General features: G+C 39.7%; 22 protein-coding genes and 1 riboswitch. Of the genes, 1 reads left to right on the top strand and 21 read right to left on the bottom strand.

From position 1 onward, the window contains the following. Window positions 1-539 precede the first annotated feature (539 nt). Window positions 540-764 (top strand): hypothetical protein, encoded by a 225-nt coding sequence (locus tag MHI18_RS19355; protein ID WP_340849796.1) that lies wholly within the window; start codon window positions 540-542, stop codon window positions 762-764. A 51-nt stretch (window positions 765-815) separates the two neighbouring features. Here the strand turns inward: MHI18_RS19355 and MHI18_RS19350 are convergent, their stop codons facing one another. The 21 genes from MHI18_RS19350 to MHI18_RS19250 form a co-directional block, all read right to left on the bottom strand. Further along, the gene (locus MHI18_RS19350; protein WP_445670021.1) at window positions 816-1,775 is read right to left on the bottom strand and encodes an ABC transporter substrate-binding protein; all 960 of its coding nucleotides are present in this window, start codon (window positions 1,773-1,775) and stop codon (window positions 816-818) included. A gap of 40 nt (window positions 1,776-1,815) precedes the next feature. Beyond that, window positions 1,816-2,319, bottom strand: coding sequence for a hypothetical protein (locus MHI18_RS19345; RefSeq protein ID WP_340850338.1), 504 nt, complete (start codon window positions 2,317-2,319; stop codon window positions 1,816-1,818). 192 nt (window positions 2,320-2,511) lie between these two features. Continuing rightward, a riboswitch (cobalamin riboswitch) is annotated at window positions 2,512-2,731 on the bottom strand. Window positions 2,732-2,785: 54 nt separating this feature from the next. Next, entirely contained in the window at window positions 2,786-3,610 is an 825-nt protein-coding gene (locus tag MHI18_RS19340) for an MBL fold metallo-hydrolase (protein WP_340849793.1), read from the bottom strand. A 167-nt stretch (window positions 3,611-3,777) separates the two neighbouring features. After that, window positions 3,778-4,332, bottom strand: a complete 555-nt coding sequence (locus MHI18_RS19335) for a hypothetical protein (protein WP_340849791.1) — start codon at window positions 4,330-4,332, stop codon at window positions 3,778-3,780. Window positions 4,333-4,369: 37 nt separating this feature from the next. Beyond that, window positions 4,370-5,092: a DUF6946 family protein gene (locus MHI18_RS19330; protein WP_340849790.1), complete on the bottom strand. Its 723-nt coding sequence runs from the start codon at window positions 5,090-5,092 to the stop codon at window positions 4,370-4,372. Between the two features lie 252 nt (window positions 5,093-5,344). Then, window positions 5,345-6,280: a collagen-like triple helix repeat-containing protein gene (locus MHI18_RS19325; protein ID WP_340849788.1), complete on the bottom strand. Its 936-nt coding sequence runs from the start codon at window positions 6,278-6,280 to the stop codon at window positions 5,345-5,347. 257 nt (window positions 6,281-6,537) lie between these two features. Continuing rightward, a complete protein-coding gene (mutL, locus tag MHI18_RS19320) occupies window positions 6,538-8,442 on the bottom strand; it encodes a DNA mismatch repair endonuclease MutL (RefSeq protein ID WP_340849787.1) in 1,905 nt (634 codons plus the stop codon). Between the two features lie 15 nt (window positions 8,443-8,457). After that, entirely contained in the window at window positions 8,458-11,091 is a 2,634-nt protein-coding gene (gene mutS, locus MHI18_RS19315) for a DNA mismatch repair protein MutS (protein ID WP_340849785.1), read from the bottom strand. 254 nt (window positions 11,092-11,345) lie between these two features. Further along, window positions 11,346-11,882, bottom strand: coding sequence for an outer spore coat protein CotE (locus tag MHI18_RS19310; RefSeq protein WP_340849783.1), 537 nt, complete (start codon window positions 11,880-11,882; stop codon window positions 11,346-11,348). A 274-nt stretch (window positions 11,883-12,156) separates the two neighbouring features. After that, a complete protein-coding gene (locus MHI18_RS19305; protein ID WP_040376547.1) occupies window positions 12,157-12,585 on the bottom strand; it encodes a RicAFT regulatory complex protein RicA family protein in 429 nt (142 codons plus the stop codon). Then, window positions 12,585-14,132, bottom strand: a complete 1,548-nt coding sequence (gene miaB, locus MHI18_RS19300; RefSeq protein ID WP_340849780.1) for a tRNA (N6-isopentenyl adenosine(37)-C2)-methylthiotransferase MiaB — start codon at window positions 14,130-14,132, stop codon at window positions 12,585-12,587. Before miaB ends, MHI18_RS19305 begins: the two co-directional genes overlap by 1 nt. Window positions 14,133-14,314: 182 nt before the next feature. After that, window positions 14,315-15,493, bottom strand: coding sequence for a glycine C-acetyltransferase (locus tag MHI18_RS19295; protein ID WP_340849778.1), 1,179 nt, complete (start codon window positions 15,491-15,493; stop codon window positions 14,315-14,317). 25 nt (window positions 15,494-15,518) lie between these two features. Further along, on the bottom strand, window positions 15,519-16,568 hold the full coding sequence (gene tdh / locus MHI18_RS19290; RefSeq protein ID WP_340850337.1) for an L-threonine 3-dehydrogenase: 1,050 nt from the start codon (window positions 16,566-16,568) through the stop codon (window positions 15,519-15,521). A gap of 612 nt (window positions 16,569-17,180) precedes the next feature. Next, window positions 17,181-18,047, bottom strand: a complete 867-nt coding sequence (locus MHI18_RS19285) for a 2-oxoacid:ferredoxin oxidoreductase subunit beta (RefSeq protein ID WP_340849777.1) — start codon at window positions 18,045-18,047, stop codon at window positions 17,181-17,183. Next, complete coding sequence (locus MHI18_RS19280) at window positions 18,034-19,785, bottom strand: 2-oxoacid:acceptor oxidoreductase subunit alpha (protein ID WP_340849775.1); 1,752 nt, start codon at window positions 19,783-19,785, stop codon at window positions 18,034-18,036. Before MHI18_RS19280 ends, MHI18_RS19285 begins: the two co-directional genes overlap by 14 nt. A gap of 211 nt (window positions 19,786-19,996) precedes the next feature. Then, the gene (locus MHI18_RS19275; protein ID WP_340849773.1) at window positions 19,997-20,920 is read right to left on the bottom strand and encodes a dipeptidase; all 924 of its coding nucleotides are present in this window, start codon (window positions 20,918-20,920) and stop codon (window positions 19,997-19,999) included. Window positions 20,921-20,995: 75 nt separating this feature from the next. After that, on the bottom strand, window positions 20,996-21,256 hold the full coding sequence (locus MHI18_RS19270; RefSeq protein ID WP_040376540.1) for a stage V sporulation protein S: 261 nt from the start codon (window positions 21,254-21,256) through the stop codon (window positions 20,996-20,998). 196 nt (window positions 21,257-21,452) lie between these two features. Continuing rightward, a complete protein-coding gene (locus tag MHI18_RS19265; protein ID WP_340849771.1) occupies window positions 21,453-22,250 on the bottom strand; it encodes a TIGR00282 family metallophosphoesterase in 798 nt (265 codons plus the stop codon). A 96-nt stretch (window positions 22,251-22,346) separates the two neighbouring features. Next, window positions 22,347-23,909, bottom strand: a complete 1,563-nt coding sequence (gene rny, locus MHI18_RS19260; RefSeq protein WP_340849769.1) for a ribonuclease Y — start codon at window positions 23,907-23,909, stop codon at window positions 22,347-22,349. A 320-nt stretch (window positions 23,910-24,229) separates the two neighbouring features. Beyond that, window positions 24,230-25,276 carry a recombinase RecA gene (gene recA / locus MHI18_RS19255; protein ID WP_340849768.1) on the bottom strand — a complete coding sequence of 349 codons (1,047 nt, stop codon included), beginning with the start codon at window positions 25,274-25,276 and terminating at the stop codon, window positions 24,230-24,232. 453 nt (window positions 25,277-25,729) lie between these two features. Then, window positions 25,730-26,977, bottom strand: coding sequence for a competence/damage-inducible protein A (locus MHI18_RS19250; RefSeq protein ID WP_340849766.1), 1,248 nt, complete (start codon window positions 26,975-26,977; stop codon window positions 25,730-25,732). Window positions 26,978-26,982 lie beyond the last annotated feature (5 nt).

The raw sequence follows: 26,982 nt of genomic DNA, 5'->3' as shown, positions 1-26,982 counted from the left end.
CACGTAATACTTCACTCAACAGCTTCTGGCGTCTTGCTCTACTATAAACGGAGGTGAAAGAATATGGCTGACTTTTTTAATGCAATTTTCATTATCGTACTCATCATGATCTTTCTCAGAATCTTTATCACTGCCTACTTGAAAATCGAAAACAGATCATGATTTCTTTAAATCCCCGCAAGACTCTTCACCCTGACTTTCCTCACAAGGCGTGCCGTAACCTGTTTTAACACGCCTACTTCTAACTTTGAAATTCATTAGAAACCTTTTTTTATCCATTACGTCTAATAGAAAAGACTAGTAGCCAATAAAAGGGGGCAGCTAATGAAAAAAGGGTTAGTCATTATTTTATTCCTTATTTTCTTGATTGGAATTATCTCATTAACAGTCAATCAGATCCACCTGTACCAATCGTAACCATTCATAATAAGGTTGTTCCAACCGCACCAGCATCTTACTGTTGGAATGGCCTTTTACGTTCTGAGTGTGTTGATACGATTTCTCCACCTGAGATTATTCAACATCAAGATCTTAAACCTATGATTGTACCTGCTGAAGCCAAAATAAAAGTTGAATTTAAAAACGAACCTCTTAAAGATACATTGACAGCATCCAAATGGAGTCAAGACCAACAATCAGAGAGTACTATGATTACTAATCATCTCTTGACTGCCCCCAAAGAAAAAGGTGTATATATATATGATATCTTTGCAAGTTGGGAAAAAGGAGATGCAAGTTATGTCTTTGTTATAGAAGTTCAATAGATAAGGAATAAAAAATCATCCTCCATAAAGAAGGATGATTTTTTTTATTCCTTATTTAAATACATCGGGATAAATAGTTTTAGCAGCTAATTCAACAGCGTCCCCTATTCGCGGTCCAGGTCGGCTCATCATGCTTTCATCAAATTGATATATCTTCCCTTCCGTAACAGCTCTAATAGACTCCCATCCTTTTCGGGATTTTATTTCACCGACCGGATCTTCCATATAACCTACGGTTGTTGTGATAACTGCTGGATTACGCTTGATAACTTCTTCTTCAGATACACTTGGCCATCCTTCTTGATCGTCAAAGATATTCGCAATTCCCGCTTTTTCAAGAATTTCATTTTGAAATGTTCCATTCCCAGCTGTATATAATTCAGGTGATGGACTGATTTCAAAGTAGATAGCAGTTTTATTTACGTTTGCTACTTTGTCTGATACATCGGTAATCTTCTTTTTAATCGTTTTTATTAATTCACTGCCTTTTTCTTCTACATTCATGACTTGGGCTATTTGATTTATATCGCTGTATACCTCTTCAAAAGATGTAGCAGATTGAATAACGAATACTTTTATTCCAGCATCTTCAAGTGGTTTTAACGTATCCATGTCACCGATTGTATAGGCAATGACAACATCGGGTTTCAGGGCGATAATCTTTTCAGCATTGATCGTCATTGAATCAGATACACGTTCGATTTTTGCTGCTTCAGCTGGGTAATCATCAAATTCAGTAGCTCCAATCACTTTATCCCCGGCATCTAATGCAAATAGAATTTCGGTATTGCTTGGCTGAAGTGATACTACTTTTTCTGGAACTTTTTCAAACGTTACTTCTTTTCCCATATCATCTGTTATCGTATACGGTAACTCCTGATTGACTGCCGTTTCAGTGTTGGTTTCAGTCCCTTTATCTGATTTATTTTCAGTTTCTTCATTGCCGCAGCCTGCTAAAATAAAAAAGACCGAGAGAAGAAGTACAATTAACCATTTCGTGTTTTTCATCATTTTTCCCCACTTTTCTAAAGTTACTATTTCTCTGGAACATCTACATAGGTGTAACGTCATAGCAAATACTGATATGAGGGATTTCTTCTACACCATGCAATTTATTAACATAGACAGCCATAACAAAGAAAACATTGGCAAGCAAGTGGGTGTAATCAAAAAGAATCCTAGGAATTTTTTGTTCTGTGCTGACTTTATGGAGCGCACGAACTGATTTCTTTGCCTCACTGCGGCAAGTATGCAGGACGCAAGCCGCTGTTGTTCCTTGTGGAAGCACAAAGGTTTCAATGGATTCCTTGACTTGTTCGCGATAAAAATCGTACATCGTACTTAAGCGATTCAAGTCCTCCTGGGTAATACCAATGCGTCCGCGTACTGAGCCATTTAAGTTATACCCCATATCACATAAGTACAATAGATCATTGTATATAACAGATATGTCTTTTGTTAATGAAGCCGCTAAACCAATACGTGTAGTCAGTGAATCCGTCCTAATTTCAAAATCCACAGTGGAAATTGACTCACGCATGTATGGATAGCACATAAAACGAAAATCTTTCTTAGTCAAAATGAGTACCCTCCTTAATAGGTAAAAGTAATGAATAAACCGCTGTATTTTTAGCTAAAAAGCCACAACGAAAAGCCGGCCAAAGGATATTGGCCGGCATAACTTCCTATTTTAAACACGCAAAAAAGGAGGTATACGCCATACAATCCTCCTAACTTCCGAAGAGCAAAATACGATCAAAAAAGGGCAGGTCTCCTGGCTTGTGCATCATTTTACTCTAAGAACCTTCCCATTTATCTCTAATGAACAGCAGTTTCGTCCTCATTCATTAGAAAAACAGTGGTTTTCTCTTATTTCATTAGCACTTACAGTTGCGGAAACAGCTTCGGATTTACACCGAATTCCCTATTGCGCTGAACTATTCAGCACCCTTTTTCTGCGAGTTTATTCATTTACAGTTAGTATACCATATTCAGGATTTAATCACTGCTGTTTTCTCCATTTATGTCGTAAATAACGTTCCGTTTACTGCTTCTATATATCGTGATGCCGACTTTTGTACTCTATGCTTGGCCTCTTCTTTAATCACACGATTGAATGCGTCATATAATTTATCAAATTTGCATTCTCTTATTCTGCGTGAAATCCTTTCTACATTATTACTTGGAAGGGGAATAAAATTCGGATAACTGTACATAAAACTTACCCATTCCCGGTCAGCTACAACTCGAATAATATCCCCTGTTAATAAAACTCCCTTCTGACTATTTCCATTTTTCCATTCCAAAATTGTACCTCCCTTAAAATGACCTCCTATTCGCTGCAGGATGATACCCTCTTGCAATTCAAATGACTCACCAGACCAAAAAATGATATGTTCACTGGGTCTCGTCACCCATTCTCTATCATCTTCATGAATATAAATGGGGCTGTTAAAAGCTTCAGCCCACTCTACTTGACTAGAATAATAATGAGGATGAGATAAAGCTATCGCATCAATTCCACCTAAATCTTCAATATGTCTTATCGTCGTTTGGTCAAGATAGGTTATACAATCCCACAATAAATTAAACTGCTTCTCTTTTATCAGATAAGCCGTTTGTCCAATTCCAAAACCTGGATGAGTGTTTATGCTATATAAGTGTTCTTCTTCCACAAGAATTGTATTCTTATATGCACCCTCTTCGATCATCTTATCCAAGGTTGTCCAAGTCTGGCCTTTCGAACTAATATACTGTCTTTCCTCCCCGCAAATCATACATTCTTCAGGTACTTCATTAGAGCATTCATACTGAACCCCACAAGTCTCACAAATATAATGATTCAAACAAACCACAACCCCTTTTCCTAATAAATAACCAATAATTAAAATTAGTAAATATAACTATATTATACTATAATTTTACAATATTCTGCTTTATCTCCCATAAGAGAGCAAAAAAGAAGCCGAGTATCTCGGCTTCTTTTTCTCCTACTCACTGGGGCATGTTTGGTCTATCGATCATACCAAAATCCAGCAATATTAAATCCTCTCAATGTCTCTTCTTCTCCTTTATCATTCTCAAGTGTCAGGGAGCCTATAGCATAAAACAGCTTCCATTCAAAAAAGCGCCCCTTAATCTTAAGAATTTCCACTACTGTTTCTTGCCGACCATCAGGTGTTTTCTTAGATGTTATTTTTACACATTCGTAATCACGTATGCATTGGTAGCTATCTTTACTGCTGATATACTCCTTAAACGAATCATCTGTTGGCACACGAAAAACAGATAGTAGAAAAAGAATAAAAACGCCTAAAACGATCTTTTTAGCTATATTTAGCTGCCGTTCACTTACTAAAACTCCAATTACCGAATATAGAGTAATCCCATATAGCCATTCCAACTCAAAAATTTGTGCTCCAAAATAAGCAACTGTCCCTCCAAAACAAAGGTAGGGTAAAATCGAAGAAGATGGAGAAAGTTTCCCCCATTCCTTCCTAACATTGCTTCGTAGAAATAGATAATAAAAGCAGATGACTAAAATGATACTCATAATCAAATAGTCCAAAAATCACCCTCCCAATATTTTAGTCTTTTTATCTACTTCACTTCGGTTCTAATTTTTCCAAAAAACAGTGACGGTTCATTGGCTTCTTCATTTCCCACCGGCACCCGAATCCCTCCTTTAAATTTACAGGCTCATTAACTAGTGTGCTGATAAACAGGTTCAAATCAGCTGAATTTTTTTGCTGTTTTTTTGGATTTGTAAGTGGGGTAGTAAACTCCTGAACAACAAACACAGCAAAATCTGCTTTTTGCTTCTTTGCCTCAAGCAGGGTACCAGCTATTCCGTGCAGCAGCTGGTACCTTAATGATTCAATATTCACATCCAAAAATAATTGTTTCGAAAGAAGGTTTATACGCTCGTCAATTTTAGAATTTACTGAATTATTTCTGTGGCGTTCGGCTATCGTAGGCCCAAAGGTTTCATCAGCCTTGGCCTCTATAGAGATAACAATTGAACATTCATCCTTTTTCCCAATCAATAATAAATCGTGCATTCTTCCTTTTCCAAAATTATCTAACTTTGTTGTACATTCAGGAATAACCGATTCAACCAACAACTCACTGGTTACGGGATTGCTGTTAAATAGAGACTGCAGTTCATTAGGAACAACGATTAATTCCCCATTTTTCATCCAGTATTTCGCCAATTCTTTCGCGCTTCTTCCCTCCTTCCAGTGCCGCTCACCTGCAGCCGGTGGAGAATGCCTAAACCAATCATTCAGTGAAGTAATTACTTGTCCAGAGCCACTTTTGATCTCCATCTACAACACTCCTAAAATTTACTAATATTTGAGATGTACCCTTCTTTGTATCAAAGCAAACGGCTCCTCATTTGACCTCTTTAAGTAATCTTGTCTTAAACAAACGATTGATTGTTATTAACAAAATAAGCATAAAAAAAGCATCTCATCGTTTGGTATAGTTGATTGGAAGACATCAACCTATCCACACAGAAGAGGTGCCTCTCTTAATGGTAATCAAATTCAAATAAAATGAGCATAGCAAACTATTCTCTAGGCCAACCCTGCAACGTAAGGCGATGAAAGTAAACTCACATCACTTGTATTTATAGTCTGACCAATTGCTAATTCCGGAAGGTTTTGTGATCTAAAGTTGATGGGGGAAGCCTCCACTACTGTTAATGTCCCTGTAATTCGACCACCTATAGTTGAACCATTCACTTGATTGTATACAGCAAGATAATAAACTTTATCCCCGGAAAGCGTAACAGGTGCAGTTAGAGGTAAGATGAATAGACCTGCTGTTATAGCGTTTGCAACAGTAGTCACCGCAATTACTGTAGCTTGTGTCGGACTGTCTGGTTCTAGAACAGCCATTTGAAAAACACCTGAACCAACGCCTATTTGAGTAACGTAAGCAGCCAGTCTACTTATGGTTGTTTGTTGGCCATTAAAAGCTAAGGCCCCTATGGCTTGGTTGTTTCCACTACCAGCGTTAAAAGGAATTAAATTATCAATATCCCCTATCTTCAGCGTTTCAATGAAATCACCACCACCGGTTGCTCCTGTAGGTCCAGCTCCTGTAGGTCCTGTGGGTCCTGTTATGCCTGTCGCTCCTGTAGGCCCTGTGGGTCCGGTTGAACCCGTCGCTCCTGTAGGCCCTGTGGGTCCGGTTATACCCGTTGCTCCTGTAGAAGAGGAGATTTGAGTCACTTGTTTTAATTTACTGTTTAATAACATTTCCTTTTTCACGGCCAGACTGAGGGTATCTTGCACGCTTTCATTTACTTCTAATATATTCGCTAATGTAGATGCAGGAGTTAAGCCAGGTATGGTACCTAGTGCATATTGGATTTTTTCTCCTTCTGCATTAATGATATGGGCGAGGCCTAATTCTTCCATCGCAATGGATGCTAAGAGCAAGTTAATAGCGTCGTCCCTAGTAAGGGTGATAGCAGGCGAAATATTAGGTATATTTGGTTGCGACAAATCGATTTCTCCTTTATCATTTTTGAACAATCCTGCATATCGGAAATGATAAACAAATATTGTCCTGACTATAATCTATTCAAGTAAAGAAAAAAAGAATAAGCTATAGCCTCTTAGATGGTAAAATCAGAAGAAAAACTTTTGTATATAAAGATAGGAAGATATTCTGTCCTTAAGGCTTTCAGTCAAAAAAATACCCTACAGGTAGACAAGTGTCTAACGCTGTAGGGTACAGAGGTATGAATGGAGTATTTTATTTACATCACTCGTTTGAACATTTTCTCCATATCGTAAATCGAATAGTGAATGATGATTGGACGACCATGCGGACACGTGAAGGGGTCGGTGGTGCGTCTTAGTTCATCAAGCAGGGCTTGAATTTCATCATTTCGCAGGTGGCGGTTGGCTTTGATTGATGCTTTACAGCTCATCATAATAGCCGCTTCTTCACGAAGTTTTTTTACATCGACCTTCTTCATGGTCAGCAGTTGTTCAATCATATCTTCGATAATTTCCTGTTCAATTCCGGTCGGAAACCATTGTGGATGGGCACGTACAATGAAGGCATTGTGCCCGAATTCTTCTAGGAAGACGCCTACCTTTTCAAGTTCTTCTTTATGCTCTTCAATGCGCATGCATTCGTCAGAGGAAAATTCAAAGGTCATCGGAACAAGCATTTCCTGCAATTCATTTTCAACTCTGCCTACTTTTTCGGAAAAATATTCATATTTTATTCGTTCTTGTGCAGCGTGCTGATCAATGAGGTATAAGCCATTTTCATTTTGAGCAAATATATACGTTCCGTGCATTTGTCCAATTGGATAAAGCGGCGGTACTCTTGGAGCATTCTTTTCTACCTGTTGATAAGCCGGTTGCTGCCCTTCTTCTTCGAAAACATCCTCTTGTGCAGCATTGTCATTCAGGAAATCCACATCTGTTGAAAAAGGATCTTCATTCTCGTCTGGCATAACAAATGCTTGATTCGTGCTTTGTGGAAGTACTTCTTGATTGATAAGCTGCTGTTCTTTTTCAATCGTTTCCCGAATAAGTGCAGCTTGTTGCTGCCCCTTGGCAAGAATATCTTTACCCGTTTTTACAACATGATCTAAATCAAATGCGGTTTGTTCCGAGACAGGCTGTTCTTTTTTTACAGGTGCAAAGCCTGCTGGAATCAGGACACGCTCTTTAAAAGCTTCTTTAATCGTTTGGGTAATTAATAATCCTAGTTCTTGTTCTTTACTGAGCCTGACTTCCATCTTGGACGGATGTACATTTACATCAACCAAAATCGGATCCATCTCAATTGACAACAGTACGACTGGAAACCTGCCGATTGGAAGCAACGTATGATACCCTTCAGAAATAGCCTTAGCCAGTGCATAATTTTTGATAAAGCGACCGTTTATCATCGTTGAAATATAATTACGCGAAGCTCGAGTAATTTCTGGCAGGGCAAGATAGCCGGATATCTTAAAATCTAACGTTTCACCGTTTATTGGAATCATTTTCCGTGCAATGTTTATTCCATAAATAGCTGACAACACCTGCCGGACATCACCGTTTCCATTGGTATGAAGTAACTTCTTCTCATTATGCGTTAACCGAAATGATACTTCGGGATGCGAAAGCGCTAATCTATTGACGATATCACTAATATTACCGAGTTCAGTATGAATGGTTTTCATATATTTTAGACGCGCTGGAGTATTGTAAAATAACCCCGATACACTAATATCTGTCCCTTTTCGACTTGAAGAAGCTTCATATTCCTTAATCGCTCCGCCTTCAAGCAGAATCCTTGTTCCTGGACCGTCACCTGTACTTGTTTTCAACTCAAAAATAGACACAGACGCAATACTTGGCAGAGCTTCCCCGCGGAAGCCAAGCGTTCGTATTCTAAATAAATCATGTTCGTCCTTAATCTTACTGGTTGCATGCCGTTGGAATGCTCGTTTGACATCGTCATCCATAATCCCGTCACCATTATCAATAATTCGAATCTTGCTTAGTCCTGCTTCTTCAATCTCAATTTCAATGATAGTGCTGTTTGCATCAATGGCATTCTCCAGCAATTCCTTTACAACTGAGGCAGGGCGTTCGACTACTTCTCCGGCTGCAATTTTATTGGATAAAGACTCATCCAGCTGAACAATCTTCCCCACATGATCACCTCATCGTTACGATTTTAATTTTTTTTGCAGTTTATATAAGATATTGATTGCATCGAGCGGTGTCATATCAAGCACTTCCATACTTTTTAATTCTTCAAGCACTTTTTTTTCTTTAGGACTCGCAGCACTTTGTTTGACTCCATTCGGTTCGGCAAAGAAGGATAACTGAGCCGCTTCTTCTGCAGCCGTCAGTACAGCCTCTTGCTTAACAGGTGCTTTTTTACTCACAGAAGAAACAGCTAAAACAGGTTTCCCTCCATCGCCCTTTTCCAGTTCCGTTAAAATCGCAGTTGCCCGATCAATCAGCATGGCAGGCAGCTCAGCAAGCTTAGCCACATGAATTCCGTAGCTCTTATCTGCTGCGCCTTCTTTTATTTTATGAAGGAAGACGACATGTCCATTTTGTTCAATCGCACTTACATGGACATTTTCCAGCATCGGCAATCCCTCGGATAGTACAGTCAGTTCATGATAATGCGTAGAGAACAGCGTTTTGGCGCCAATTTCACTATGAATGTATTCAATAATAGCTTGCGCTAGAGCCATTCCATCATAGGTTGAGGTCCCGCGGCCAATTTCATCAAATAATATTAGACTATTCTCCGTTGCATTGGTAATCGCATTCTTCGCTTCTAACATCTCAACCATGAAGGTACTTTGTCCAGAAATCAAATCATCTGCTGCACCAATTCTGGTGAATACTTTATCAAAAATAGGCAAAACCGCTTCAGAAGCAGGCACATAACAACCGATTTGAGCTAAAATAGCGATGAGTGCAACCTGCCTCATATACGTACTTTTACCTGACATATTTGGACCTGTAATTAACAACATTTCACGCTCACGGTTCATCTGACAATCATTTGGTACATACTCTTGTGAATCCAGCACCTTTTCGACCACTGGATGCCGCCCATCTGTAATCATCATTCGCCGTTCATCTGAAAAGACAGGCTTTTCATAATGACGCTCTTCACTGATTGTCGCAAAACACTGAAGGACATCGAGCTCACTAACGGCACGTGCAAGGGCCTGAAGCCTTGGAATATACTCTTTGACTTGTTCACGGACGGACAAGAATAAGTCATATTCTAAACTGATGCTTTTTTCCTCAGCTTGGAGGATCAAGGCTTCCTTTTCTTTCAGTTCAGGGGTAATAAACCGTTCTGCATTCGACAACGTTTGTTTTCGCTCATATCTGCCTTCTTCAAGCAGATGGAGATTTGCCCGTGTAACTTCTATGAAATAGCCAAATACACGATTATAGCCGATTTTTAACGACTTAATGCCGGAAGCTTCACGTTCCTTGCGTTCGAGTGCAGCCATCCAAGACTTCCCGTTACGGCTTGCATCTCGGTACGTATCAAGTTCTTTATTAAAGCCATCACGAATGATATTGCCTTCTTTAATCGATAACGGCGGATTGTCGACAAGCGCTTGTTCAAGCAAATCTGTTACTTCTTCGCATGCATCCAGTCGTTCTGTGAGTTTGCTCATTGTTTCATTATCCATTGCTGAAACAATTTGTTTAATATACGGAACCTGCTCGAGTGAACGTTTCAACTGATTAAGATCCCTGCCATTGACGTTACCGAACGCAACTCTTCCTGCCAATCTCTCTAAATCATAGACTTCTTTTAACCGATCACGGATATCCTGCCGTTCGAAATAATGAGCAATTAACGTGCCGACCAGCTGCTGTCTTCCTTCAATCTGCGTTTTTGCGATTAAAGGACGGTCAATCCATTGTTTAAGGAGTCTGCCTCCCATCGCCGTTTGTGTTTCATCCAACAGCCATAAAAGTGAGCCTTTTTTCCCTTTCGAACGAATCGTTTCGGTCAACTCTAAATTACGCTTTGAATAGTAATCCAATTTCATATAATGATTGATTTCATATGGCTCTACCGGTTGAAGATGGTCTAAACTCCGTTTTTGCGTCCGATAAAGGTAATTCAAAAGCCTTGCGATTGTTTCACGGTGTTTATGATCCTTCAAGATTGTTAGTAATTTCTCAAATGATGATTCTCTATCCTCAATTTGATCTTCAAATGATAAAACGGCTATTCCACGGTCTTTCATATTCTTCTGCCATTCGCTATTAAAATCGCTGGCTATTACAACTTCTTTTGCTCCTATAGTTGAAAGCTCATTAAACAGATCATCAAATCGTCCTTCAATAACGGTTGTCCTGCTTTCACCCGTCGATAAGTCTGTATAAGCAAATCCAAAACTCTGATTATGAAAATCCGTAACGGTCGCAATGTAGTTGTTTTCTTTTTCATCTAACCCTTTTCCATCCATTTTCGTTCCAGGCGTAATCAACTGGACTACTTCCCGCCGAACCATCCCTTTGGCAACCTTCGCATCTTCAACTTGTTCACAAATAGCTACCTTGTAGCCTCTTTCAATCAAAACATCTATATAATTTGCTGCAGCATGATACGGGATTCCGCACATAGGGATCTTTTCCTGCGTTCCCCCTTCACGCCCAGTCAGGGTTATTTCAAGTTCCTTTGATGCTGAAATCGCATCATCAAAAAACATTTCATAAAAATCGCCTAAACGAAAAAATAAAAAGGCATCCTGGTACTCTGCCTTTATTTTTAAGTATTGTTGAATCATTGGTGTGTATCCAGCCATGTTCCCAAAACCCTTCCAAACTAAATTATCATTATTATGTATCCACTATTATACCATAAGAAAAAAGCGAGTTTTCTATGAAATGCAGGTTGCTTCAGAAATTACAGACATATGTAAAAAAACATTTTGGAACCTTTGCCAATAAAGACAATAAGACCGGATGAAAAAAATTCATCCGGTATCTATAATTAATGAATTCTGTCTTCTCCAGTGTGATTCTGCCGGCTGATACCTAGCCATTTCAAGATAGCTCCTTATTCGTCCTCAAATTCAACAAGGAAGTCAGGATCCAGATCTTCAAAATCGTCATCTGGGTCATAGCCCCAATCATCATCACTGCATCCATCAGGACTAACGGCGACACATACTTTCGTTTCGCCAATCACCTCTACAAAGAATTCCCGCTCTACTTGAACGACAATCTTTTTCCCATCAGGAGAAATAGATGCTTCAATACAGTTTGGCTGTTGGACCGCTTTCGCTATAACTTCTTGATCTTCATGACAATCCGGGTCACGGTACTTTAACGATAAAACATCAGTATATTGTACCTTTTCAGTTACGACTTCTGTTTTTGTATTATGATTATGCGAATACCAAACATTGATTTCGTAGCTGCCGCGGATTTCCACTTTCTTACCAACCTTAATCGCTTCATATCTATGGTTGATAATCCAACACCCAAGAATGCTTGACGGATGATGAGCTGGGCTAATGGTGTGTGAAGACTTTGTAAATTTACGTCCCTTTGCCACCACCGCTTTAGTTATTATCTCTCTATAATCTGACATACTAGCGAACCCTCCTCATACAGTTTCCATTCATCCTATGCGGGTTAAAAGTCTAATGTGCCACAATTTTTCAGACTAGAAACTGAATCCCAAATCTTGAAACATACGTTATTTTATGCCCCGATTCTAGGTAATGTGCCAAGACTGAGGAGGTATTTGTTAGATTGAAAGCTTTTTAGGGTAAAAAATAGACGGATTTTTTGGTATTTACCTCCTTTAGGCTAAACAAGAAAAAACCCTTCGTTTGACGGAAGGGTTACTTTTTAAGTTTCTATTATGAACAGCTATTCCCGCCAGCACGTACCTTTGAACCGGTTTCCCCACTCAAAAGGTCACCTTCTGTCGCTTCAATAATTAGATCCGTTACTGTATTAGAAATCTGCGATGAAACCATCTGCAGAAGATCATTTACATCGACTTGAGATTGCTTAAACTCTTCTACGATTGGCAGTTCATCAATTTCTTTTTGCAAGGCATCAATTTTTGCTTGTACTTGGTTATATGCTTTTTCTTTTCCGTAATGCTGGAAATTCACGGCTTGTTTTTGCAAGCTCTTGATGCTAGCAATCATTTCGCGCACTTTTTGATTATCATTTATCTGTGCTTCAGCACGCTTGAAGAAATCGACTTCTTCCGTACTTGCAATCATTTTTGCCAGCTCTGCTGCTCGTTCAATAATATCTTCTTTTGTATAAGTTGCCATTAGCTTTCCATCCTTATTGCGGCAGCTTCTTCGACCATATTTCCATTTAATGACCATGTTTTTGTACCTGTAATTTTCACAGAAACAAGCTGGCCAATAGCGGATTTAGGTCCAATGAAGTTTACCAGTTTATTTTTTGATGTATATCCGGCCAAAACATCCGGATTCTTCTTACTTTCACCTTCTACTAACACTTCGACAATCTGTCCCATATACGCATCCATTTTTTGAGCAGATGTTTCATTCACCAAAGCATTAAGCCGCTGCAAACGCTCTTTTTTCACTTCCATTGGGACGTTATCTACCATTTTAGCAGCCGGTGTGCCTTCTCGTGGTGAATAAATGAATGTATAAGCGGCGTCAAATCCTACTTCACGGAATAGAGACATCGTTTCCTCAAATTGTTCTTCCGTTTCATTAGGATAGCCGACAATAATATCAGTCGTCAATGAAACATTGGGAATTGCCTCTTTTATTTTTGCAACAAGTTCTAAATACTGCTCACGTGAATACTTACGAGCCATGATTTTTAAAATGTCTGTGCTTCCTGATTGTACAGGAAGATGGATATGATCGACAAGGTTTCCGCCTTTTGCGAGAACTTCAATCAAGTGATCATCAAAGTCTCTTGGGTGGCTCGTGGTAAAACGGACTCTTGGAATATCAATCTTACGCATTTCATCCATTAAATCACCGAGACCATAACTGCTGTCTGTGAAATCTTTCCCATACGCATTCACATTTTGTCCAAGCAATGTAATTTCTTTATAGCCCTGTGATGCCAACTGGCGCACTTCTTGAATGATTTCTTCTGGGCGGCGGCTTCTTTCTTTCCCCCGTGTGTACGGGACAATACAGTAGGTGCAAAACTTGTCGCAGCCATACATGATATTAACCCATGCTTTCGTTTTGCCCTTTCGAACCTTAGGAAGATTCTCGATCACATCGCCTTCTTTGGACCAAACCTCAATGACCATTTCCTTTGAAAGGTAGGCTTCATTAAGAATTTGCGGCAGACGATGGATATTATGCGTACCGAAAATCATATCAACGAATGAATGCTTGGCAAGTATACGATTAACGACTGATTCTTCCTGAGACATACATCCACAAACACCTAATAATAAATCCGGTCTTTCTGTTTTTAGTGTTTTCAAATGGCCAAGCTCGCCAAATACCTTATTTTCAGCGTTCTCTCGAATCGCACAAGTGTTTAGAAGAATAACATTTGCATCATCGACTGTATTCGTAGCTTCATAGCCAAGTGCGATAAAAATCCCAGCCATAACTTCTGTATCGTGTTCATTCATTTGGCAGCCATATGTACGAATGAAAAATTTACGTCCTTTACCCATATCGCGGAATTTCTCGGCGATGGTAAAATCTTTTTCATATTTAACTTCTTCTTTGCCGCGCTTTTTTGCATCCCTCAAAGATGGAGGGACGTATACAGTCTGAAAGTAGCTGCTGTAGTCCTTTTCGGATATTTTGTCCGTGGGTTGTTCAGCATGCACTTGCTGTGATTCTAGACGCTGTTTTTCGTTCAAGAATATCCCCCTCTTTCTCATTCCCTATAAAACTGTAGCTTTTTTACTATTTTTGACTTACAACTTATCATTTTAAACCATTTATAGGTTTCAAACAATCATTTATCCATATCTTCAATATCTATCCATAATTTAAATACAAAAAAATAAACGAGGTCTGCTCCCTCGTTTAAAAGCTTACATTAACGAATAATACTCAGCTCCATTCCTGCTTTCTCAAATGCCCGCAATGCCTGCTCTAAGTCTGCTTTGCTGTGCTGGGATGTCACAATCGTCCTGATCCTTGCCTGCCCTTTCGCAACCGTGGGGAAAACGATCCCCTGAGCGAAAACGCCATTTTCCAGCAGTTTATCCGCTAATTTTAAGGTCAGTGCTTCATCTCCAATCATAACCGGCGTAATCGGCGTTTCACTTTTACCCGTATCAAACCCCAAACTCCGCAGCCCCTGTTTGAAGAATTCACTATTCGTCCAGAGTTTTTCGATTCGTTTCGGCTCTTCAATTAACACATTGACTGCCTCCATACAGGCCATTGTTACAGCGGGAGGGTGAGAAGTACTGAATAGAAATGGACGTCCCTTATGAATGATATAGTCAATTAAAACCTGCGGTCCGGCGACATATCCACCTAAAACCCCCATCGCTTTACTTAAAGTTCCTACCTGTATGTCTACCTTTCCATCCAGTCCAAAATGATTGACGGTTCCACGGCCATTTTCACCCAAGACACCTGATGCATGAGCATCATCTACCATAATTAGTGCATCATATTTCTCGGCAAGTTTTACAATCTTCGGCAGCGGTGCAATCGTACCATCCATTGAAAAAACACCATCTGTAACAATTAAGCGTTTACGGTAATTTTGGGTATCAGCCAAGGCACTTTCTAAAGAAAGCATATCCATATGTTTATAGACCGATCGTGCAGCTTTCGTTAGGCGGATGCCATCAATAATGGACGCATGATTTAATTCATCAGAGATGACTACGTCGTCCTCACTTAATACCGCTGAAAGTACACCTTGATTCGTTGTAAAACCCGATTGAAAGACAAGAGATGCCTCCGTATGCTTATAGGCAGCTAGTTTCTTTTCTAGCTCCTGATGCATAGTGAGCGTCCCGGCAATTGTTCGTACAGAACCTGTTCCTGCTCCATACTTTTCAATGGCCTTTATGGCGGCCTGTTTCAAACGGGGGTGATTGGTTAAACCTAGATAATTATTAGATGAAAGCTGGATGACTTCCCTCCCGTTGATCACTACCCTTGCCCCTTGTTCGGACTGAAGGGTAACTAATTGGCGAAATGTTCCCTCTTTCCTCATCCTATCTAATTCTTCCTGTAAATCGTTGAAGCCTTGCATATCATCCCCCCGCTCATTTATTCATTTATCCATGCTGCGGATGAAGGATTACCTTACCGCATTTGCCTTCTATCATGAGATCAAAGCCTCTCTCAAATTCCCTCAGCGGAAATGAGTGCGTTATGATGGGTAATACATCGACCTGTCTTGTTGTAAGCAAACGTGAAACTTGCTGCCAGGTTTGAAACATTCTCCGTCCTGTTATCCCTTGAATCGTGATCCCTTTAAAAACGATGTCTTCTGTAATATCAATTTCAACTGGGCGTGTCGGCAGACTTAAAATAGATACCCTCCCGCCGTTAGTAACCATTTTAAGACCTTGATTTATCGCTGCAGGGTTCCCGCTCATTTCACAAACCACGTCTACTCCATTGCCTGATGTTACTCGATCGATAACCTGCAGCGGATCTTCTTTTGCCGAATTAATCGTACGTGTTGCTCCCATTCTCTTTGCGAGATTCAGTCTGTACTCGTTTATGTCAAGAGCAATAACTTCCGCTGCCCCTGCGGCCTTAGCGACACCTGCCGCCATCATCCCAATTGGCCCGCAGCCTATAATCGCAACTATTTTTCCTACAACCTCCCCAGAAAGAACGGTATGAACGGCATTCCCCATCGGTTCCTGAATGGAAGCAACCTCCGCGGGCATATCTTTTGGATTTCTCCAGACATTTTTTGCTGGTAAAACAATATATTCAGCAAAGCAACCATGAGTATCTACCCCAATAATTTTGGTATTTTTACATATATGATAAAGACCTGCCAAACACTGCTGACAAAATCCACAGACTAAATGTGTTTCTGCAGATACAAAGTCACCTTTCTTGAGAGAAGTTACTTTGGCACCGAGACCGACCACTTCACCAGAAAATTCGTGACCAAATATAAAGGGTGGATGTACTCGATTCTGTGACCATTCATCCCAAGTATAAATATGAACATCAGTGCCGCAGATAGAAGCTGCGTTTACTCTTATTAAAACCTCATCATCCGTATAATCCGGAATATCGATCATTTGTAATTCAGCACCATAGCCATATTGATGTTTTATAATGGCTTGCATTTTCCCATTCACCATGGACACTCTCCCTAATCCTACCCACTTAATCAGTGTTAATCAGCTGTTTTATCAATATGAAAAAACATCGATAAACATGACTGTCCGATTGAGAAATACAATAAGGAGTGTAAAATGCGCGCACAATTTTTCAATATAATGATAGATATCTTGTACACCTTGTCCATCTTTGAATACTCTATCTTGTAGTCAATCAAAAAGGAGTGTTTTTCATGTCCAATTATTCAAACAATAACAATCATCATTCTAACTCAAATTCCAATAACAGCTTTACTTGTCAATGCCGATTTAATTCGCAAAATAACTCAAATACGAACTACAGCCAAAATTCTAATCAGAACAATAATAACTACAGCAACAATAACTCCAATCGAAACCACAACCACGATAACTGCTGGTTGTTTCGATTAAACTGTGGTTGCAGACGACAAAATAACAACAACAACAACAACAACAACAACAACAATAATCATAACTGCGGCTGTAATGGTTCCTACTAATCATAAAGACATCAAACAGCTAAACTGAAGTCCCCCTCCATTTAGCTTTTATATTCAAGAAAATAAAGTGAAACGGACAAGGCGGCTTATCTCCTTGTCCGTTTCATCCTTACATAAATTCCCCTGCCATTTGATCAAACGCTTCCTGACTAAAATTGAGGTCAGCTTTGCTCAATCCTTCCTCTTTAAATCCAGGAATTAATTCTTGATAGGATTGACGATCTGTATCTTGATAAATGATACCCGTGACAAGACCATCGTGTTCCATAATGGTTTGCATCGCTTGTTGTTTATCGGAAGGATCATACTGATCGATTGTGCTCAGTTTGGTCAGGTTTTCTTTAAACCACTCGTACGTATTAATTTTATTATAGGTTACACACGGACTGAATACATTGATGAGGGAAAAACCCTTATGCCGAATGCCCGCTTCAATAATAGCTGTCAAATCTTTCAAATCAGTAGAAAAACTTTGTGCAACAAAAGTTGCTCCTGCGGATAATGCTAATTCCATTGGAGAAACGGCTTGTTCGATTGACCCTTTCGGTGTTGATTTTGTTTTAAAGCCGGCTGCTGAACGTGGAGATGTCTGTCCCTTTGTTAGCCCATAGATTTGATTATCCATCACAATATACGTGATATCAATATTCCGTCGAATTGAATGAATGGTATGCCCCATACCAATAGCAAATCCGTCGCCGTCCCCTCCTGATGCAATGACGGTCAGTTCTCGATTAGCCATTTTAACACCCTGCGCGATAGGCAGGCAGCGTCCATGAATGCCGTGGAAGCCATATGATTTAATATACCCGGAAATACGTCCAGAACAGCCGATTCCGGAGACAATCGCTAATTCATCGGGTACAAGGCCTACATTAGCTGCAGCTCTTTGAATGGCAGCTTGAACAGAGAAATCTCCGCATCCTGGACACCAGTTAGGCTTCACATTGTTACGAAATTCTTTAAACGTCGCCATCAATGAACAACTCCTTGCATTGTGCATAGATTTCATGCGGCAGAAACGGGTTGCCGTCATATTTTAAGATACTGTTGATTTTGTTGATTTGCCCAACATTCATTTTCAAAATATTAGCAAGCTGACCTGTCGCATTATTTTCAATTACAACTACTTTCATAGCAGACTGAACCAGCGGGAACATTTCATCAGCAGGGAATGGGTGAAGCAGCCGTATATGTGCGTGATTCACTTTCAGTCCATCAGCCTCAAGCCGTCCAATCGCTTCTTCAATTCCGCCCCTTGTTGATATAAAACCGACGATTAACAGATCAGGTTCCAAATGAGGGGTATTTTTGTATACCGGTGTTTTAAAAGATAGCTTTTTAATCTTCCGCATCCGTTTATCCATCTGACTCTTACGATTGACCGCTGACTCAGATGGTTTTCCTGATTCATCATGTTCGACACCGGTCACATGGTGAATGCCGTTAAACATACCTGGTACTACACGAGGCGAAATACCATCTTCCGTTACTTCGTATCGTTTGTAATACTCATTGCCTTCAAGCACTGGGAGTGTACCCTGTTGCTGAAGTTTACCGCGTCTAATTTCAACTCGTCCATAATCCAAAGGCTCAACAGTCTGCTTTCCAAGCGACAACTGTAAATCAGAGAGAATGATCACTGGACACTGATACTCTTCAGCTAAATTGAATGCCTCAGCTGTATCATAGAATGCCTCTTCCACGGTACTCGGAGCCATGACAATCTTGGGAATTTCTCCATGTGTTCCATAGATCATCGCCATAAGATCAGATTGCTCTTGTTTAGTTGGTAATCCTGTCGAAGGACCACCACGCTGTGTATCAACAATCACCAGCGGCGTCTCCGTTATACCGGACAAACCGATTGCTTCCATTTTCAAAGATAACCCTGGTCCTGCTGATGCAGTAATTGCTCTTACACCACCATAATTCGCTCCTATAGCCATCGTTGCGGCAGCAATTTCATCTTCCGTTTGTATTACCGTACCGCCTAATGGCGGCAATTTCTTTATCAAATATTCCATAATTTCAGAAGCAGGAGTTATAGGATAAGCAGCCATAAATCGACAGCCTCCTGCGATGGCTCCTAAAGCTATTGCATCATTACCTATCATAAACATTCGCTTCTTGCCGTCTGCTTCTTCAAGCATCATCTTTCCAACGTTTCCAGCCAACGCTTCTTTCATATGTTCATAGCCTGCCTCAATGGCAGCCATATTTTTTTTGACAATTTCTTCCCCTTTACGACCAAATATTTCATTGACCACTCCGCTGAACACATCAATATTCATACCAAGAACAGCACATGTAGATCCAATAGCCACCATATTTTTCATCAATGAGGTTCCTAAATCTGCTGCAATCTCAGTAAAAGGAATACTGACTAGCACCGCCTTTGTATCGGGTGGAACAGGTTTGAATTTTGAATCAGCAATGATAATTCCATTGTCATGAAGTTCTTCGTAGTTAACGTCGATCGTTTCCTGATCAAAAGCAATCAGAATATCAAGGTCATCTGAAATTGATCGGTTCTGGGTTGTACTGACTCTAATTTTATTATTGGTATGACCGCCTTTGATACGCGAAGAAAAATGACGGTAACCATATAGGTAATAGCCCAGCCGGTTCAAAGCAATACAGAATATTTCCCCTGTACTTTCAATCCCTTCGCCTTGCTGTCCGCCAACTTTCCATGAAAGTTGATTGATCATATTCCTTACACCCCTTTTACGATATCTACTAGTCTACATGGTTCTAGAATTACTTTTTATCAGAATAATAGGGCTGCATTACACTATTTTAAGCCCTCGGTAATCGTTTTCATTCTAGCTTTTTACATTCGAAAAAGCAACCATTTCCTTCCATTATTAAATAAATAACTGAATAATTAGTTATTTATTATTCTTTCTAATTTATTTAAGGTTAACGTTCCGGAAAGTGTGAAGCGAAATTCATAAAGGTAATTTTTTTAGTTAAATCCGCTGAATAATGTTTCTCTAATTCTTCAATTAATAAGCCGTACCCCTCATACGAAGCAAGGTTTTCAACAGTCCGATCGATTCCGTCAAAGTCTGAACCGAAACCAACTTGGTTCTCCCCTCCTAATCCGCAAATATAATCAAGATGTTTCAGAATATCTTTTATCTGTGCACCATCTGATGATCGTAAAAAATCCGGGAAAAATGCGATTCCTATTATTCCTTGTTTCTTTAAAAGTCCTTTAATTTGATCATCTCGTAGATTCCTTGGATGTGGACAAAGTTTATATACATTGGAGTGCGAGGCAATTGGATAATCAGCAAGGTCTAAAACATCCCAAAATGAGTGCTCCGATAAATGGGAAACGTCCGTACAGATTGACTTGTTGTTTAATAGCCTGACTAAATGCTCACCAAATATACTCAGACCACTATTACGCTTCTCCAGGGCACCATCAGCCGCTAGATTACCATAGTTCCATGTCAGCCCTACAGAAGATACGCCAAGACGTATGAGTGTACTTAATTTAAGCAAATCCCCTCCGACACAATCACAGCCTTCCAGCGTCAGAATAGCTCCAATTTCATCGCCCTTCATTGCGTCAATATCATTTTTAGATTTTATATGTTTGACGTTCGGCAAGTTTAGGACTTTTTCATAAAAAATATCAATCATAGCTAACGCAGCCATATAGCGTAGATCTGGATGAACAGCTTCTGGAATATATACCGCGAAGCATTGAATACTTCCAGGTGAATGAATGAGAGATTGATAACTCACTTGCAGCTTCGAATGATCGGTAAACAGTAGATTCCGGTCCAAAAAGAGTTTCATCAAAACATCACAATGAGCATCGAATATCCTCATTACATTCCTCCTTTATCAGCATAAAAAAAGAACCTGCTTGCAACGAAGCAAACAGGAGATAATATATAGTAGGTTCTACCGAGGTTCAATAATCAACTTTATTGCTGTTCGGTCTTCTCCATCAATCTTAATATCTGTAAAGGCAGGAATACAGATTAAATCCATTCCACTAGGGGCGACAAATCCTCGTGCAATCGCTACAGCCTTTACAGCTTGATTTATTGCACCCGCACCAATTGCTTGGATTTCTGCTCCTCCTCTTTCCCTGAGAACCCCGGCGAGTGCACCTGCTACAGAATTAGGATTAGATTTTGCTGAAACTTTTAATATTTCCATCCCTAGTCCTCCTTGTTTTCCCTTACCTTGGTGAAGACTGACTCAAAAGAAGTGATTCCATTCCATTGCTACTATATTCACTAGGTGAAACACGTATGACTGTAAATCTAAATTACCTGTACAAAATGTAGTTTGTCTTTATATTTATGTTCAAAAAAAATTGCCTATGCACGTATGCATAAGCAATTTATGATTCTTAATGATAAAAAGGATGATCTTCGTTAATTAATAAACGTTCTATTTTCTTAGCTTTTCCCGTTTGATCATTAATTTCAATGATAACAGCACTTAAAACGGTTCGGCCTTCTTTAGGAACTTCAAAACGAACCGGCAAGCTAGTTAAAAAGCGATGAATGACTGCTTCCTTCTCCATGCCAAGTATTCCGTCATACGGGCCTGTCATTCCCACATCAGAAAGAAAAGCAGTACCATTAGGGAGAATACGATTATCTGCAGTCTGTACATGTGTGTGTGTACCAACAACCGCCGATACTTCACCATCTAAAAACCAACCCATTGCTTGTTTTTCACTAGTAGCTTCACCATGAAAATCGACGAAGATAATAGGAGTCCGCTTCTTAGCTTCAGCAACCAATTCCTCTGCTTTTAAGAATGGATCATCGAGCGGTGCCATAAACGTTCTTGCCTGTAAATTAATTACAGCGATTTCAAGATGATTTAGTTTTAAAAATTTCAAGCCTTCTCCTGGAGTTCCTTCAGGAAAATTCCCCGGACGTACCAGATACTTGGCATCATCAATAAACTCAAAAATTTCACGATTATCCCATGTATGGTTACCCAGCGTCACTGCCTGTGCTCCCCATTCAAGGAATTCACGATAAATTTTCTCTGTAATTCCACGTCCTCCAGCAGCATTCTCACCATTAATAATGGTAATGTGGGGACGGTACTTTTCTTTAATTTTCGGGAGATATTCCTTAACCATATCACGGCCCGGTGATCCAACTACATCACCTATAAATAGCAATTTCATGAAAAAAACCCTTCCTCTTCGCACATTTAGTAAGCTTTATTATTGTACCATAAAAAAATAAGAACAAAAAAAACAAAGTGGATTTCTCCACTTTGCTTACTTAGCATATTCAACGGCTCTAGTTTCCCGAATCACGGTTACTTTGATATGACCAGGGTAATCTAGTTCTTCTTCAATCCGTTTCCGGATATCACGAGCGAGACGATGTGCCTCTAAATCATCAATTTGCTCTGGTTTTACAAGGATACGCACTTCTCGTCCTGCTTGGATAGCAAATGATTTCTCAACACCATCATAAGATTCCGAGATTTCCTCAAGTTTTTCCAGGCGGCGAATATAATTTTCTAGTGTTTCACTACGAGCGCCAGGCCTTGCAGCTGATAACGCATCTGCAGCAGCAACCAGCACAGCAATAACAGATGTTGGTTCAGTATCGCCATGATGTGATGCAATACTGTTAATAACAACTGGATGTTCTCTGTACTTCGTTGCAAGTTCCACACCAATTTCTACATGACTTCCTTCAACTTCATGATCAATTGCTTTACCAATATCATGTAACAGCCCTGCTCTGCGTGCAAGCGTTTCATCTTCACCAAGCTCCGCAGCCAGCAAGCCTGATAATTGAGCAACCTCTACAGAATGTTTCAGCACGTTCTGACCATAACTTGTACGGAACTTCAGACGGCCAAGAATTTTGATTAGATCCGGATGAAGACCATGAACGCCTACTTCAAAGGTAGTTTGTTCACCGAATTCACGGATTTGTTCATCAACTTCACGTCTTGCTTTATCGACCATTTCTTCAATACGTGCTGGATGGATTCGACCATCCTGAACAAGTTTTTCAAGAGCTAAACGAGCTGTTTCACGGCGAATTGGGTCGAATCCTGAAAGAATGACTGCTTCAGGCGTATCATCAATAATTAAATCAATACCTGTAAGCGTTTCAAGAGTACGAATATTTCGTCCTTCACGACCGATAATACGCCCTTTCATTTCGTCATTTGGAAGATTCACTACAGAAACGGTGGTTTCTGCTACATGATCTGCTGCACAACGCTGAATTGCAATCGAAAGAATTTCTTTCGCTTTCTTATCGGCATCTTCTTTTGCACGATTTTCTGTTTCTTTTACCATAAGCGCAATATCATGAGCCAGCTCATTCTCCGTACGATCAATTATAATTGCTTTTGCCTCATCACGGGTTAAAGCTGATATACGTTCTAGCTCTGATTGCTGCTTCTGAACCATTTCATCCACTTTGCTTTCCATCTCTTCAATATGCTGTTGTCTTTGGTTTAGAGAGTCGTCCTTTTTTTCTAAAAGGCTTTCACGTTTGTCCAACGTTTCATCTTTTCGATCAAGGTTCTCTTCTTTTTGCAATAACCGATTTTCTTGTTTTTGTAATTCTGCTCTTCGTTCGCGAACTTCGCGCTCAGCATCAGTACGCACTTTATGAATCTCATCTTTTGCTTCCAATAGGGCTTCTTTTTTAGTGGCTTCCGCTTCACGTTTGGCATCATCCAAAATCGCTTCTGCGGAACCTTTTGCCCCCGTTATCTTATTTTCAAATGTAGTCTTGAAGATAAAATAACCAACAACTGCACCGACGATTAGGCCAAGCAAAATGGAGATGATGACTGTTATAGGTTCCATCGTTTCACCTCCCCTTGCTTATGAACTTTTTTTACATGGTTAAATTTGAACTTTCGGCAAGTACTTTGAGTACTTGGCTTTTAAAAATCTCAATTTGAAAAAATGTAAATTATACATATTAATTGTATAGTTGTGAATTTTTATTGTCAAGTAGCTGACCACTCGTATACACGAATATTCATATGTTTTGTTCCTTTTAGTACCTAAAATAGAAAATAAACGATAAATTACCCTTCATTATCCAATTTAACACCACAAAGAATTTACAGTTTTCGAGTTTATTTGAAAAAAACCAGGCTAAAAAAAGCCTGGTTTTTTGATCAATCTAAATCTAACTCAAGTTCTTTTTCTTTGTCATTTTCCTTTACGGCAATATGTTGGCCGTCTAAATTATAATGTTCACGAATTTTCTTGTAAATTTCATCTTGAAGCGTTTGATTCGATTTCAAGAATAATTTTGCATTTTCGCGTCCTTGTCCAAGACGGTCACCATTATATGAGAACCATGATCCGCTTTTTTGAACAATATCCAATTCCGAAGCCATATCGATAATTTCACCTTCACGTGAAATACCCTCTCCGTACATGATATCAACTTCAGCTACACGGAACGGCGGTGCTACTTTATTTTTCACAACTTTTACTTTTGCTCTATTACCAACAATATCATTTCCTTGTTTTAATTGTTCAGCACGACGAACTTCAAGACGTACAGTTGAATAAAACTTAAGCGCCCGGCCTCCTGGAGTGGTCTCCGGATTACCAAACATAATACCGATTTTTTCTCGAACCTGATTAATGAAAATAGCAATTGTATTTGATTTATTAATAGCACCTGAAAGCTTACGAAGTGCCTGAGACATCATTCTTGCCTGCAGACCCATATGGGAATCTCCCATTTCACCTTCAATTTCAGCTTTAGGAACCAAAGCTGCCACGGAATCAATAACAAGTATATTTACGGCGCCGCTGCGGACAAGAGCCTCAGCTATCTCAAGTGCTTGTTCACCAGTATCTGGCTGTGAAAGCAGCAATTCATCAATATTTACTCCAAGTTTTGAAGAGTAGGCAGGATCTAATGCATGTTCAGCATCAATAAAGGCAGCCGTGCCCCCAGCCTTCTGAACTTCAGCAATAGCATGTAAGGCAACTGTCGTTTTACCTGAACTTTCCGGCCCGTATATCTCAATTACACGCCCTCTTGGGTAGCCGCCTACCCCTAAAGCTACATCAATTGCCAAAGATCCACTTGAACTAGTAGAAATTCTTGTATCTGTCTTTTCACCCATTTTCATTATTGAACCTTTACCAAATTGTTTTTCAATTTGTTTTAAAGCCATTTCTAATGCCGCTTGACGATCACTCACTCAATTTCCTCCTCAATATTTAATTAACCAGCTATAACCAGCTAATAGTAAATTCACTATCTATAAAACCTCTTTTGTTGAGGCCGAACATTAACAATTTTGTTGTACCAGCATCCAAAAAGGAGTGTTTCCTATCCTTTAAAGCTTATCCTTACTATATACTGTTTTCATTCATTTGCCAAGTAAAAAGTCGAACATTCATTCGTTTTTTTCGTTTGACTTTTTCCTTCAAAATTGCTCTTTTCCTACTAGTAAAATGCATCTTTATGGGTTCATATCTAAAAGAAATGTAAATTTACGAGGCTGAAATTTTTTTCTCTATGAGGTAAGCACTTATCAACACTGCTTCCTGAACTCTATTTACTGATTCCCCTTTTCCCATTATGAAAACCTTTCAGCATGAACTCAAAAAAAAGAGACGGCAGCAATGCCATCTCCATGTTTCAATCAATCTTATGATAGATTATTTTCTAATTCCTGCATCAAAAAATGACAACCGTATTTCACACTGCGAACGCGATTTTGAGATCGGCTGCCCGAAAGACTCAGCTTTTTAGCCAGTGATTTTCCATTACGAAAGGCAATACCGATGAATATTGTACCCACAGGTTTTCCTTCTTGGGTATCAGGTCCAGCAACGCCGGTGAAGCTGATTCCGATGTCAGCTTTAAACTGAGCGCTGACGTTTTCAGCCATTTCAATTGCACATTCTTCACTGACGACCCCAAATTGTTCAATTGTTTTGTTTTTAACATTGAGCACATTTGATTTCGCATCATTTGTATAGCTGACAATACCGCCTTTAAAGACTTTGCCCGCACCTGGAATTGTTGTCAGCTGTTCTTGAAACATCCCTCCGGTCAGGCTTTCTGCTCCTGCAATGGTCAGCTTGCGAACAGTAAGTTCCTTCACTAATTCCTTAATAAGTGAAGTTTGGTTATTTCCATAATGAAATTGTCCGACTCTGGTTAAAATTTCTTTTTCAGCTTCAGCAATCATCTCTTCGCACTTTTCTTTTGTTTCATGCTTTGCTGTTATCCTAAGCGTTACTTCCCCATCTCCTGCAAGCGGCGCGATTGTCGGGTTGGACTGTTTTTCAATTAAGTCCTCAATCACTGTTTCTAACTTAGCTTCACCAATCCCAAAAAAGCGCAGAACCTTAGATTCGATTCGTTCATGCTTATCCATCAATTTCATAAGCGTTTCATAACCGTATTTCAAGAACATTGGTTCCATCTCACTTGGAGGGCCTGGCAGAAGCATATAGGTAATATTCTCAACCGTCAGAACCATTCCGGGTGCCATGCCATGATCATTGGCTAATATGTCAGATCCATCAAGTACAAGTGCTTGTTTTTTATTATTTTCAGTCATGACTCGGTTTGATTTAGTGAAATAGGCTTCAATGGATTGAAGGGCCTCTTGATCAAAAACAAGTTCTTTACCGAGCATTCTTGAAATGGTTTCTTTCGTCATATCATCCTTTGTAGGTCCTAAACCGCCGGTAAAAACAATTAAATCCGCACGTTTCTTGGCAATATCGACTGCATCCTGCAGTCTCTTGTCGTTATCCCCTACGACCGTATGATAATAAACGTTAATACCCATTTCTGCAAATTGCTGTGATAAAAAACGGCCATTTGTATTTACAATCTGCCCTAACAGCAGTTCTGATCCAACCGCGATAATTTCTGCATCCATCTCCC

Origin of the sequence: Peribacillus sp. FSL H8-0477, from assembly GCF_038002765.1 — a bacterium.
In the GTDB taxonomy this organism is placed as follows: domain Bacteria; phylum Bacillota; class Bacilli; order Bacillales; family DSM-1321; genus Peribacillus.
Note: the sequence above shows the minus strand (reverse complement) of the source record. Positions and strands in the feature narration are given on the sequence as shown.